This is a genomic window from Gordonia sp. (in: high G+C Gram-positive bacteria), assembly GCF_020438995.1.
In the GTDB taxonomy this organism is placed as follows: domain Bacteria; phylum Actinomycetota; class Actinomycetes; order Mycobacteriales; family Mycobacteriaceae; genus Gordonia.
This window is the reverse complement of sequence record NZ_JAGQTN010000057.1, coordinates 1-11,651: the sequence shown is the minus strand read 5'-3', so window position 1 is coordinate 11,651 and position 11,651 is coordinate 1. Positions and strand designations below refer to the sequence as shown.

The window sequence follows — 11,651 nt, the reverse complement described above, 5'->3', positions numbered from 1 at the left end:
CACCCGGGTTGGCACTCGGAATGACACCCGGGTTGGCACTCGGAATGACGGAGTGCCAATTTCGGTTAGACTACGCGTCGGCAGGTTCAGATATCCGGAGGTTGTGGTGCCCACCTATTCATATGCGTGTACGGAATGCGACAACAAGTTCGACGTCGTCCAGTCGTTCTCTGACGATTCCCTGACCGAATGCCCCGAGTGCGCGGGCCGCCTTCGCAAGCTGTTCAACTCCGTCGGCATCGTGTTCAAGGGCAGCGGCTTCTACCGCACGGACTCGCGGTCGGGCTCCTCCGCCTCGGAGAAGGCGTCCAGTTCGGAGTCGTCGAGCAGCGGTTCGTCCGACTCCTCGTCCTCGAAGTCGTCGGATTCGTCGAAGTCGGACTCGACCTCGAGCAGTTCGTCATCAGCCGGTAGCTCGTCGTCCTCGTCCACCAAGAGCACCGCCGGGGCGTCCGCTTAGGAGTCACATTCTAGCGGGGTTCGCAGCGCAGGAATCCGCCGCCGGGCGTCAGCACCCAGTCGACCGGCACGTCGTGCTCGTCGGCCGGCAGATCGTCGATGAGTTCGTCGTCGTACACCACCGCGACCAGCTCCGCGCTCGTGGAGCCGAGTGAACGGTCGTAGTAGCCCGCGCCCCGGCCGAGCCGGACACCGGTGCGGGAGACGGCCATCGCGGGCAGGAACACCACCGATGCCCGCTCGACGGCGTCGGCGCCGAGTCTGCCGCCGCCGGGTTCGTACAGGCCGAACCGAGCCACCGAGAGAGTGTCCGCGGGGTCGTAGCGCGCCCAGTCCAGTGCGTCCGGAGCGCCGGGCGGCACCACCGGGACCAGCACCCTGACCCCCTGCCCGGTCAGCGCGTCGAGCATCGCCCGGGAACCCGGTTCGGTTCCCGACGGCACATAGGCGGCGGCCACCACGTCGTATTCGAGCCTCAGCGGTGCGCAGGTCATCCACTCGGCCAGATCCTTGGCGGCCTGCTCGCGATCGGCCTCCGACCGGGCCCGACGTGCCGCGCGAACAGCCGCACGCACCTCGTCCTTCGTACCGGTCACGACGATCCTTCCTGCCGATATGTGCCAGTGCGGTGCACGCGATGTATCCCGTGCGGTGCACGTGATGTGTCCCGTGTGCCGCACGTGGGTACCGGCTGCGTGATGCCTGCGAAGTTGTGACGTACTCGGCGCACACGCGGCATCGGCCTGGGTCACAGCCTAGGGTGGATCCATGGCACCAACGAGCGCACACGCGGATCTGTCCGCCGAATACGAGACGGTCCCCAACACACCTCCGATCCCACGGACCGCGGTGGTCCCGGCTGCGGGTCTGGGCACGCGGTTTCTGCCCGCCACCAAGACGGTGCCCAAGGAGTTGCTGCCGGTCGTCGACACCCCGGGCATCGAACTCGTCGCCGAGGAGGCCAAGTCGGCCGGTGCCGAACGTCTGCTGATCGTCACCTCCCCGGGCAAGGACGGTGTGGTCGCCCACTTCGTCGAGGATCTCGTCCTGGAGAACACTCTGTCCAAGCGTGGCAAGAACGCGATGCTGGCCAAGGTGCGCAAGGCCCCGTCGCTGCTCGAAGTCGCCTCGGTGGTCCAGGACAAACCGCTGGGCCTAGGACATGCCGTCGGGTGCGTCGAGCAATATCTCGACGACGACGAGGACGCGATCGCCGTCCTGCTGCCCGACGACCTGGTCCTGCCGGGCGGTGTCCTCGAGGTGATGGCCCGTACCAGGGCGCGCCGCGGCGGTTCGGTGCTGTGCGCCATCGAGGTTCCCGACGACAAGATCAGCGCCTACGGTGTCTTCGACGTCGAGGAACTGCCCGATGCCAACAATCCGCGCGTCATGCGTCTGAAAGGCATGGTGGAAAAGCCCAGGCGGGAGGATGCGCCGTCCAATCTGGCCGCCGCCGGGCGGTACATCCTCGACCGCAAGATCTTCGACGCACTGCGCCGCATCACGCCAGGAGCCGGTGGTGAGCTGCAACTCACCGACGCCATCGCGCTGCTGATCTCCGAAGGCGAGCCGGTGCATGTGGTGGTGCACCACGGCACCCGTCATGACCTGGGCAATCCGGGCGGATACCTGAAGGCGGCCGTCGATTTTGCCCTCGACCGCGACGACTACGGCCCCGAACTGCGCGAGTGGCTGACCAAACGGCTCTCCGAGTGAGGGCATTCGGGGCGCGCCCGCTTTCCCGTCGGCGCATCTGCCGTCCCACAGGGTAGGTTTTCCCACGGAGGTAGGGCCGGATAACGTTGCACCGGCGGCTCATGAGGTGCGAGAGGTGACATGCGTTCGGTCGAGGATCATCTGACTTTGGTGACCGCTGCGGCGGTGGCGCCGAGGCCGGTGCGGGTGGCGATTTCCGAGGCCCAAGGTCTCATGTGCGCCGAAGAGGTCGTCGTCGAGCGGCCGATGCCGGGGTTCGACCAGGCTGCGATCGACGGCTATGCCGTGCGTGCGGTCGACGTCGCCCTCGCCGGGCAATTGGCGCCCGGAGACCTCGACGACTTCGATCACGGCGGCGCCGAATTCGTCGACCTGGAAGCGGGTGAACCACTGATCGTCGGATTGCCCGTCGTCGGTGACGTGTCGCCCGGGGCGCGGACGCCCACCCGGCTGCAGCCGCGCCAGGCTGTGCGGGTCGAGACGGGCGCCCCGATGCCGACCCTCGCCGACGCGGTGGTGCCGTTGCGCTGGACCGACGGCGGTGAGCAGCGCGTGAAGATCGGGCACGGCGTGGGCAGCGGTGACTACATCCGGCGTGTCGGCGACGACGTGGCCCCCGGCGATGTCGCCGTGCGCGCGGGCGCGATCATCGGGCCCGCACAGGTCGGTCTGCTGGCCGCGGTGGGGCAGGCACGCGTACTCGTTCATCCGCGGCCACGGATGTCGGTCATCTCGATCGGCAACGAACTCGTCGACATCGACAGGGATCCGGGTCCGGGGCAGGTTTTCGACGTCAACAGCTATGCGATCGCCGCCGCCGGCCGCGATGCGGGCGCGGACGTCAACCGGGTCGGCATCGCCGAACGCGACATCTCGCGGATGCGTGAGGTGGTCGAGGCCCAGTTGATCCGGTCGGAGGTCGTGGTCATCACGGGCGCGGTCGGCGGCAGCGCCTCGCGTGCGGTGATCGGGGCGCTCAGTGACCTCGGTGACCTGGAGGTGGCCCGTATCGCCATGCATCCCGGGTCCGTGCAGGGTTTCGGCAGGCTCGGCCGCGACGAGGTGCCCACCTTCCTGCTCCCGGCCAATCCGGTCAGCGCGCTGGTGGCGTTCGAGGTGATCGTGCGGCCGCTCATCCGCATCGCGCTGGGCAAACGTCAGCCGATGCGACGCACCGTGCGGGCCCGCACCATCGGGCCGATCGTGTCGGTCGCGGGCCGCAAGGGTTATCTGCGCGGCCAGCTGATGCGCGACGAACGGTCGGGGGAGTATCTGGTGCAAGTGCTCGGTGCCTCGCCGACCGGCTCCTCGCATCTGCTGGCCGAACTCGCCGACGCCAACTGCCTGATCATCGTCGAACCCGAGGTCGAGGAACTCGGCACCGGCGACGAGGTCGAGGTCGCGTTTCTCGCGCAGCGAGGCTGAGTGCGCGTTCCCGCGCAGCGAGGCTGAGTGCGCGTTCCCGCGCAGCGAGGCTGAGTGCGCGTTCCCGCGCAGCGAGGCTGAGTGCGCGTTCTCGCGCGGGTGGCTGACTGTGCGTTCTCGCACTGCCGGGATGAGTGCGCTAGAGTCGCGGTCGGGTTTCTCACTTCACAACGGTCGTCCCCTGTGGGATAGGCCGTGCCCGACGCCATCCATCTCGATCGGAGATTTATGCCTACCGCCTCGCGGATCCTGGTCGCTCTCGCCGGAGTGCTCGCCGTTCTGATTCCCGCCGGACTCGTGGCATCGCCGGCGCAGGCAGCCCCCGGCTACGCCGTGGGCCCCGGCACCGCGATCGTCGTCGACGGGTCGGCGGCGTGCACGCTGGCGGTCGCCGGATACGACAAGGCAGGCCGGCTGATCGGCCTGACCGCGGGACACTGCGGCAACGTGGGATCCAAGGTGGCCCTGGAGAGCCGCCGGTCCGGCGTCGTGGGCATGATCGTGGTCAAGAACAAGCAGGTCGACTACTCGGTCATCAACTTCAACAAGGCCGCGGTGCGTCCGGTGCGGACGGTCGGCCGGGCCACCGTCACCGGGATCGGGCAGCACCCCGCCGCGGGTCAGCGGGTCTGCAAGTCGGGCCGCACCACCGGCTATTCGTGCGGTCGGGTGATGGAGAACAGCGCCCGCAGCTACGAGACCCTCAACTACGTCTGCGCCGCCCCGGGTGATTCGGGCGGACCGGTGATCGCGAACGGCAAGCTCGTCGGCATCCTCACCGGTGGCGCCGGGGTGGCGATCCCGTTCACCAATGCGGGCCTCATCGTCGAATGCATGCACCCGGCGATCCCGATCTACTCCCCGATGATCGCCACCAAGGTGTCGGTCGTGCTCGACCAGCTCAACTACTACCGCACCTACGGCGCAGGGTTCCGTCCGGTCTGATCGTGTAGATCGCCCGTACGGACCTGTTCCTTGTCCGGCCTTTCCCAGTCGAGGTGGTTGGTGTGCTGAATTGGCTCGGTGGTCCGCATACCAAGGCGTGGCAGTCGACTCTGGGCCCACTGCGGACATCCGCGGGCATGGTGAGCGTGCGGCCCATCCGTCTACGGGACGGCCAGATCTGGAGTGATCTGCGCATCCGCAACGAGAAGTCGCTGGTGCCGTGGGAACCGACCGGAATCGGTAGCTGGGCGCAGCGGCATCATCGCAGCCAGTGGGGGCCGCTGTACGGGGCTCTCAAGTCTGAGGCCAAACGGGGCACCGTCTTGCCGTACGTCATCGAGCTCGACGGGCGGTATGTGGGGCAGCTGACCGTCGGGAACATCCAGCGGGGGGCGGTGCGTAGTGCGTGGATCGGATACTGGATCGACTCCGATCATTTCGGCGGCGGTATCGCCACCGCGGCGGTGGCTCTCGGTGTCGATCATTGCTTCGGCCCGATCGGGCTGCACCGTCTCGATGCGACCGTGCAACCGGCCAACCTGGCATCGCAGGCGGTGCTCACGAAGGTCGGCTTCCGCAATGAGGGCCTGCTCAAGCGCTACATGGATGTCGACTCCAAGTGGCGTGATCACCTGTTGTTCGCGCTGACGGTCGAGGAGCTGCCGGGCACGGCGGTCGAGGCACTGGTCCGCTCGGGCCGCGCGAGCTTCTAGGGCGTGCCTGCCATATCCGCTGAGCCGTTGAGACCGTACAAGGGGATGGGAGACACGCCCTAAGCGTTTGCTGAGAACGTCGGGCTGATCCGGTGCAATCCGGCGCGTCTACGCCACGGCGCCGGTGATCGGTCATACATTGTTCACGGTGGCAATGTGACCAGAGTGGCGGTTGCAGTATGAGCGAAGGAGTCATCCGATGCCCAACTCCCTCCTGTGGGTCTGCCTTGTCGCCGTGTGGCTGTTCGTACTGGTGCCGATGGTGATCAACAGAGGCAGGCCGCAGACGCGTATGTCCACGGTGATCGCCACCTCGACGCGCACATTGCATCGCGGTGGCGCACGTGCTCCCGCCGGTCGTAAGAAGCCCGGTGCGCATCCCTCCGATCCGGCACACAAACCTTCGCGCGCCCCATCGCCGACGGCGATCGCGCTGTTGGAGAAGAAGGAAGCCGAACTTCAGGCGGTCCAGGTCGGCGCGGACGTCACCGCCGCCGACGATGCGGAGCCGAGCGAATCTCCGGTTGTCGATGCGTCCCGCGCGGACGATGCCGGTGTGGACGGTGCCGTTGCGGACGGTACCGGTGCGGATGATGTCGGCGCGGACGGTGCCGCCGGTGCCGGAGCGGACGATACTCCCGAAGGCGTGGACAACGAGGTCACCGTGACAACACTGGGCGTCGACCTGAACCCGAAGGATACCGAGGTTCCATCGGATGAGACAGATCGCACCGAGGGCGAATACCATGAGCCGGACGAGGCCCCCGAAACCGATTCGGACGTCACCGGTTCGGACGACACGGATACTGTTGACACCGTATCCGGCGACCTGGACGATCCCGAGCCCGCCGACGATCCGGAAGAAGATCTGATTGATGACGACCTGCTTGCCGAGGCGATGCCGGTTCCCGCGCGGGTTGAGCGAACCCCGGTGACCACCACCGCGCCGCGCAGGGTCTCGCCGTCGCGATCCAAGGAAAGTCTGGCCGACAAACATTCCGAAGCCCGATACGAGGAGCGTCAGCGGGTTCTTCTCGGGTTGATCGCGGTGCTGTTCGGCTCGATCATCGCCGGGCTCGTGCTCGGCGCGATCGGCTGGGTCTTGTTGTTCCTGGTGACGATCAGCCTCGTGGCGTATCTGGCGTTCCTGCGCCGGGCTGTTGTCCGTGAGCAGCAGGCCAGGGTACAGCGGCAAGCACGTGCGGCCCGCCTGCGGCGCGAGGAGGCACGCCGTCGTGAGCGCGAAGAACAGCAGGCGCGACTACGTCCGGTGGTACCCGAACCGCCACGCCGTCGCCGCCCGGGAGGCGCTGTCGTCCTCGAGATCGACGACGAGGATCCGGTGTTCGAGCATCTGCCGAGTGGACCGCGCAGCAACCTCTACTACGGCGACGTCTCCGACGACGAATACCGCCGCGCCGTCGGCTGAGGGGCTCTCCCTTGCGACGGGAAGACCGACCACCCCGCCAGCGATGAGGTGTGAGGTCGCCCAGTGACCGAGCCTCGAAACCACGCAAGATGACGTTGTCGTCTCACGTGGTTTCGAGGCTCACGGGAATAGCTGCACTACCCGGCAGTGGAGGTAGCTATTGCCGATCGGCCTGTGCCAGAACGGCTTGCGCGAGTTTGACGTGGGCGGCGTCGACTAGCTGACCGTCGACGCTGGTGGCGCCTAGCCCGCGGGCCTCTGCCTCCCGGTAGGCCTCCAGGTTGCGGCGGGCCCGCGAAACCTCTTCGGGCGTCGGTGAATACACGGCGTTGGCCAGGTCGATCTGCGAGGGATGGATGGCCCATTTGCCGTTGTAACCGAGCGAGGCCGCGTACCGCGCCTGCTGCTCGTAGCCCTCGGCGTCGGCGAAGTTGGGATAGGGGGCGTCTATGGCGAGGATGCCGGCGATCCGGGCCGCGGTCAGCACCGTCATGCGGGCGTAGTGCCAGAAGTCACCCGGATACGGGTCGCGCGGAACGAAATTGGTGTCGACGCGGGCGCCCTGCGACACACTGAGGTCGCCGGCACCGAAGATGATCGCGTCCAGACGCGGGCTGGCGGTGGCGATCGCTTCGGCGTGTGCCACCCCGGCGACGTCCTCGATGAGCACTTCGAGCCGGATCTGTCGCTTGAGATCGAGATCGGTCTCGAGCTGGGTGAGCAACACGTCGACCCACCAGACATCGCGTGCGGCAGTCACTTTGGGGACGATGATGGTGTCGAGGTTGTTACCCGCACCGGTGACGACCTCGATGATGTCGCCGTACGCCCAGTGGGTGGTGATGTCGTTGACACGCACCGCCCGGGCTGTGTCGCCCCAGTCATAGTCGTTGAGGGCGTGTACGACCTTGGCGCGGGATTCCTTTCGCTGCGCCGGTGCGCAGGCGTCCTCCAGGTCGAGGAAGACGAGGTCGGCCGCCGACGCCGCCGCCTTGGCGAACATGCGCTCATTGGAGGCGGGCGTGGCGAGCTCGGATCGGCGCCGGATGGGCCGGCTAAAGGTGGTCATCGGTGAATGGCCTTCTGTCGGTTAAAGGGTCAGACGATCTTGCGTTCGTGCAGGTCGGCGATCGCCGCCGCATCCATACCGAGCACTTCGGCCAGAACATCGTCTGTGTGCGCGCCGAGCGCCGGTCCGAGGGTGTCGACGATGCCCGCATTGCCGGAGAACCGGGGCACCGGCGCCTGCACCAGCATGCTGTCGAGGTCGTCGTCGTCGATGCGGACGAAGACCCCGCGCGCCTTCATCTGTTCGTCGTCGATGAGGTCGGTGATGTCGTAGACGGGGGCGGCGGCGATCTCGGCGTCCTCGAACACGGCCATCGCCTCTTCGAGAGTGCGGGCGGCAACCCACCCGGCGACAATCGCATCCACCTCGGTGGCTCTGGCGAGCCGGCGCTGCGGATCGGCGAAGTCGTTGTGTTCCACCAGATCCGCACGCCCGATGGCCCGGAACACCCGCATCGCGATGGTCGGTGCGCTCGCCGAGAGGGCGAGCCACTTGTCGTCGCACGTGCGATAGGTGTTGCGGGGCGCGGAGATATCCCATTTGTTGCCGGCCCGGCGCGGGATGTCACCGGTCTGGTCGTAGGTGAGCAGTGACTGTTCGACGAGCCGGGCGAGCGGGTCGATCAGGTTGATGTCGATGAGCTGCCCGTCGGCGCCGTGTACGTCGCGATGGTAGAGCGCCATCATCACCGCGTAGGCGGCGTTGAGTGAGGCCACCCCGTCGGCCAGCATGAACGCGGGGAGCGTCGGCGGGCCGTCGGCTTCGCCGGTGAGATGGGCGAATCCGCTCATCGCCTCACCGAGGGTGCCGAATCCGGGCCGCGGTGCCTTGGGGCCTTCGAGGCCGAAGCCGGTGATGTGCAGCATCACCAGCTTCGGATTGACTTGGTGCAGTTGCTCGTAGTCCAGTCCCCATTTGCGCAGGGTCAGCGGCCGGGTGTTGGCCACCACCACATCGCACTCGGCGGCCAACTTGCGCAGGAGTTGCTGACCCTCGTCGGTACGCAGGTCGATGGTGACTGACCGTTTGTTGCGACCGACGCTTTTCCACATCAGGCCGACGCCGTTGCGCTGGACGCCCCAGCCGCGGATGGCGTCGCCGCCCTGCGGCTGCTCCACCTTGATGACGTCTGCGCCGAACTCGCCGAGGTAGGTGGCCGCCAGCGGTGCGGCGGCCAGCGTCGCCATGTCCAGCACCCGGATCCCCGCGAGCATGTCGCTGCGGGGCGGGGTGCTCGCGTTCTCAGACACCGACGACCTCGGGGACCGATTCGGCCTCTGCCGGGGTCTCGGCGGCGGGCGTGGTGAAGAGGTTGGCGGGACGTTCCAGGCCCAGGTTCTCGCGCAGGGTGTTGCCGGTGTAGTCGGTACGCATCAGCCCGCGGTCCTGTAGCACCGGCACCACCAGTCGGGTGAAGTCTTCGAATGCGCCCGGGAAATGTGTTGCGGCGATGACGAATCCGTCGCAGGAACGGGAGTTGAACCAGTCGGCCATCTGGTCGGCGATCTGCTCGCCGGTACCCACGAAACGCGGCCCCTGCAGCAATGTCGCACGGTGGTTGGCCAGCACTCGCAGCGTCATCTTCTGATCCCCGAGGTGCCGTTTGACACCCTGGACCAGGCCGCGAATGCCGGAGATCGAGTCGACGAGTTCGTCGGTGATCTCGTCATCGAGGCTGTGGCCGGAGAAGTCGTAGTTGGTGACCTCCGACAGCAGGGCGAGCGAGGCCTGCGGGTGGACGAGTTCGTTGAGGAAGATCGCCTCCTTCTCGCGGGCGATGCTCTCGGTCTCACCGGTGATGACGTACACCATCGGCAGGATACGGACGCTGTTCGGGTCGCGGCCCTCGGCTGCGATCGTCGCCTTCTGGTCGGCGTAGTGTTCCTGCGCGATGGCCTGGCTGGGGTTGCCGGTGAAGATGAGATCAGCCCATTTGCCGGCGAATTGGCGGCCACGACCGGACTGGCCGGCCTGGATGATCACCGGGCGGCCCTGCGGGGTGCGGGGCACGGTCAGCGGTCCCTGGACGGAGAAGAACTCACCCTTGTGGCCGAGCTCATGGACCTTGTCGGGGTCGGCGAACACGCCCTCGGCGCGGTTGTCGACGATCGCGTCGTCCTCCCACGAATCCCACAGCTTGCTGACGACGTCGATGAACTCGTCGGCGCGGTCGTAGCGGCGGTCGTGTTCGGTGTGCGCGTCGACGCTGAAGTTGCGGGCCTCGGCGTCGTTGACGGAGGTGACGACGTTCCAGGCGGCGCGGCCGCGGCTGAGGTGGTCGAGGGTCGCGAAGGTGCGCGCCACGTGGAACGGCTCGTAGTAGGTGGTGGAGTAGGTGGCACCCAGCCCGAGGTGGTCGGTGGCGGCGGCCATCGCGCCGAGGATGGCCGTGAGGTCGAGCTTGATGGGGCGGGCACCGCGCAGGATCGCCTCATCGGGGGAGTTGCCGTAGATCGCGGGCATCGCGAGGCGGTCATCGAAGAACATCAGGTCGAACTTGCCGTCCTCGAGAGTGCGGGCGATGCGCTGGTAGTAGCGCAGGTCGAGGTAATCGGCGGCCGAGCTGGGGTAACGCCACGAGCCGGAGAACACCGACACGTTGGATGCCTGCATGAACGCGACGAGTGTGAGCTTGTCGGTACGTGATTCGGTCATTGGTATGCCTCTCAAGATGAAACGTATCACTCAATAACTGATATATTTATAGACGTGACGGCGGTCCGTCAAGGCGTGGCGGCGGACTCGGCGATACTGGGGTATCTGCGGATGAGAGGTGTGTCGGGTGAGTGAGGCAGTGCAGGGGCCCTGGGTGGTCGGCGAGGTCGACGCGGACCCCGTGGACCGGCGTACCGGCCGCGAACGCGTCGGTGAGGTTCTGCGCGAACGGATCCTGGCCGGCGAACTGGCCCCGGGCGAGCGCATCGACCTCGACAAATACGCCGCCGAGTTCGGTACCAGCCGCACGCCCGTCCGCGAGGCCTGCCTGGCACTTGCGCAGGACGGACTGGTGAAGGTCGTCCAGCGCAGCGGGGTCACCGTCATCGGCGTCTCACCCGAATCGACCATCGAGAACTTCCAGCTGATGGCCGCACTGTCCGGGGTGGCCGCGCAATGGGCGGCGGGCAAGATCTCCGAACGGGACCTGTTGCGCGTCAAAGAACTCCAGCGTGAGATCCGGGTCGCCTCCCAGTCCGGCGAGGACATCACCACCCTCAACTGGCTCTTTCACGCCGCCATCAACCGCGCCTGCGGATCACCGCGCCTGATCGGCATGCTCTCGGATGCAGGCAGGATGATCCCGCGCCGCTTCTTCGCCCTGTTCCCCGAACGCGTACCCTGCTCCCTCGATGACCACGAGGACCTCGTGCGCGCCCTCTCGGCCCGCGACGGAGTCGCCGCCCGCCGCATCGCCGAAGGCCACTTCGACATCGCCGCCAAGCTTTTGGCCGATCACCTCGGCCGCCGCTGATCTGCCGACAGCGGCTACCCCGCACCGGTTGAGGTGCGAGCGCCGCGAGGCTCAAAACCCGGTGATACGACATTGTCCGCTCGAAAGGGTTTCGAGGCTCGTCGCTGGGTGACCTTGCACCTCGTAGCTGGCGAGGTGGGCGGCTTCCTGTCAGATGCGGCCGCCGGTTGGGTCGAGTTTGCTGTGATCGCCGAGGCCGTGCCAGGTGCGGGCGTGGTAGACCAGTGGATCTGCCGACTTACCTTCGGCCGCACCGACTTCCAGCGCCTCTACAGCGATGATGGTGGCATCTCCGGCGTCCATCGAGGAGACCGTCTTCCCGCGGATCCAGGCGCGGGTGCCGTGATAGCGGGGTTCGCCGGTGGGCAGTCGCGACCACGACGAGGTATCGGCGAACCGGTCGACGCCATGTGTCGCTGCGAGTTT

General features: G+C 67.0%; 12 protein-coding genes. 7 read left to right on the top strand and 5 right to left on the bottom strand.

Annotated elements, in window-relative coordinates; all coding sequences use genetic code 11:
* Nucleotides 1–106 precede the first annotated feature (106 nt).
* Entirely contained in the window at nucleotides 107–460 is a 354-nt protein-coding gene (locus KDB67_RS04985; RefSeq protein WP_291013133.1) for an FmdB family zinc ribbon protein, read from the top strand.
* Nucleotides 461–470: 10 nt separating this feature from the next.
* Here KDB67_RS04985 and KDB67_RS04980 read toward each other — a convergent pair whose 3' ends face one another.
* Entirely contained in the window at nucleotides 471–1,055 is a 585-nt protein-coding gene (locus tag KDB67_RS04980) for a 5-formyltetrahydrofolate cyclo-ligase (protein ID WP_291013130.1), read from the bottom strand.
* Nucleotides 1,056–1,227: 172 nt separating this feature from the next.
* Between KDB67_RS04980 and KDB67_RS04975 the strand changes: the two genes are divergently transcribed.
* The 5 genes from KDB67_RS04975 to glpR all read left to right on the top strand — a co-directional run bounded on the left by KDB67_RS04975 (nucleotide 1,228) and on the right by glpR (nucleotide 6,687).
* Nucleotides 1,228–2,175: a UTP--glucose-1-phosphate uridylyltransferase gene (locus tag KDB67_RS04975; protein ID WP_291013127.1), complete on the top strand. Its 948-nt coding sequence runs from the start codon at nucleotides 1,228–1,230 to the stop codon at nucleotides 2,173–2,175.
* Nucleotides 2,176–2,295: 120 nt separating this feature from the next.
* Nucleotides 2,296–3,600: a gephyrin-like molybdotransferase Glp gene (glp, locus tag KDB67_RS04970; protein WP_291013125.1), complete on the top strand. Its 1,305-nt coding sequence runs from the start codon at nucleotides 2,296–2,298 to the stop codon at nucleotides 3,598–3,600.
* Between the two features lie 228 nt (nucleotides 3,601–3,828).
* Nucleotides 3,829–4,545, top strand: coding sequence for a S1 family peptidase (locus KDB67_RS04965; protein WP_291013123.1), 717 nt, complete (start codon nucleotides 3,829–3,831; stop codon nucleotides 4,543–4,545).
* 62 nt (nucleotides 4,546–4,607) lie between these two features.
* The gene (locus KDB67_RS04960) at nucleotides 4,608–5,258 is read left to right on the top strand and encodes a GNAT family protein (protein ID WP_291013120.1); all 651 of its coding nucleotides are present in this window, start codon (nucleotides 4,608–4,610) and stop codon (nucleotides 5,256–5,258) included.
* A 199-nt stretch (nucleotides 5,259–5,457) separates the two neighbouring features.
* On the top strand, nucleotides 5,458–6,687 hold the full coding sequence (gene glpR, locus KDB67_RS04955) for a gephyrin-like molybdotransferase receptor GlpR (protein ID WP_291013116.1): 1,230 nt from the start codon (nucleotides 5,458–5,460) through the stop codon (nucleotides 6,685–6,687).
* A 157-nt stretch (nucleotides 6,688–6,844) separates the two neighbouring features.
* On the opposite strand, the gene KDB67_RS04950 is transcribed toward glpR, so the two are convergent.
* Genes KDB67_RS04950 through KDB67_RS04940 form a run of 3 tightly spaced genes read right to left on the bottom strand, consistent with a single transcriptional unit; the run spans nucleotide 6,845 to nucleotide 10,411 of the window.
* The gene (locus KDB67_RS04950) at nucleotides 6,845–7,756 is read right to left on the bottom strand and encodes a CoA ester lyase (protein ID WP_291013113.1); all 912 of its coding nucleotides are present in this window, start codon (nucleotides 7,754–7,756) and stop codon (nucleotides 6,845–6,847) included.
* Nucleotides 7,757–7,785: 29 nt separating this feature from the next.
* Complete coding sequence (locus tag KDB67_RS04945) at nucleotides 7,786–8,970, bottom strand: CoA transferase (protein ID WP_291013136.1); 1,185 nt, start codon at nucleotides 8,968–8,970, stop codon at nucleotides 7,786–7,788.
* Nucleotides 8,971–8,998: 28 nt separating this feature from the next.
* Complete coding sequence (locus KDB67_RS04940; RefSeq protein WP_291013110.1) at nucleotides 8,999–10,411, bottom strand: LLM class flavin-dependent oxidoreductase; 1,413 nt, start codon at nucleotides 10,409–10,411, stop codon at nucleotides 8,999–9,001.
* A 127-nt stretch (nucleotides 10,412–10,538) separates the two neighbouring features.
* Here KDB67_RS04940 and KDB67_RS04935 point away from each other — a divergent pair, with 127 nt between their 5' ends.
* A complete protein-coding gene (locus KDB67_RS04935) occupies nucleotides 10,539–11,225 on the top strand; it encodes a GntR family transcriptional regulator (RefSeq protein ID WP_291013108.1) in 687 nt (228 codons plus the stop codon).
* 150 nt (nucleotides 11,226–11,375) lie between these two features.
* Here the strand turns inward: KDB67_RS04935 and KDB67_RS04930 are convergent.
* On the bottom strand, nucleotides 11,376–11,651 hold a 276-nt coding region (locus KDB67_RS04930; protein ID WP_291013106.1), incomplete at its 5' end, for a flavin reductase family protein.

Excerpts from the sequence above, each read along its gene's own strand:
- KDB67_RS04945 (WP_291013136.1), bottom strand. The coding sequence starts at position 8,970 with ATGCTCGCGGGGATCCGGGTGCTGGACATGGCGACGCTGGCCGCCGCA.
- KDB67_RS04975 (WP_291013127.1), top strand. The coding sequence starts at position 1,228 with ATGGCACCAACGAGCGCACACGCGGATCTGTCCGCCGAATACGAGACG.
- KDB67_RS04940 (WP_291013110.1), bottom strand. The coding sequence starts at position 10,411 with ATGACCGAATCACGTACCGACAAGCTCACACTCGTCGCGTTCATGCAG.
- glp (WP_291013125.1), top strand. The coding sequence starts at position 2,296 with ATGCGTTCGGTCGAGGATCATCTGACTTTGGTGACCGCTGCGGCGGTG.
- KDB67_RS04950 (WP_291013113.1), bottom strand. The coding sequence starts at position 7,756 with ATGACCACCTTTAGCCGGCCCATCCGGCGCCGATCCGAGCTCGCCACG.
- KDB67_RS04965 (WP_291013123.1), top strand. The coding sequence starts at position 3,829 with ATGCCTACCGCCTCGCGGATCCTGGTCGCTCTCGCCGGAGTGCTCGCC.
- glpR (WP_291013116.1), top strand. The coding sequence starts at position 5,458 with ATGCCCAACTCCCTCCTGTGGGTCTGCCTTGTCGCCGTGTGGCTGTTC.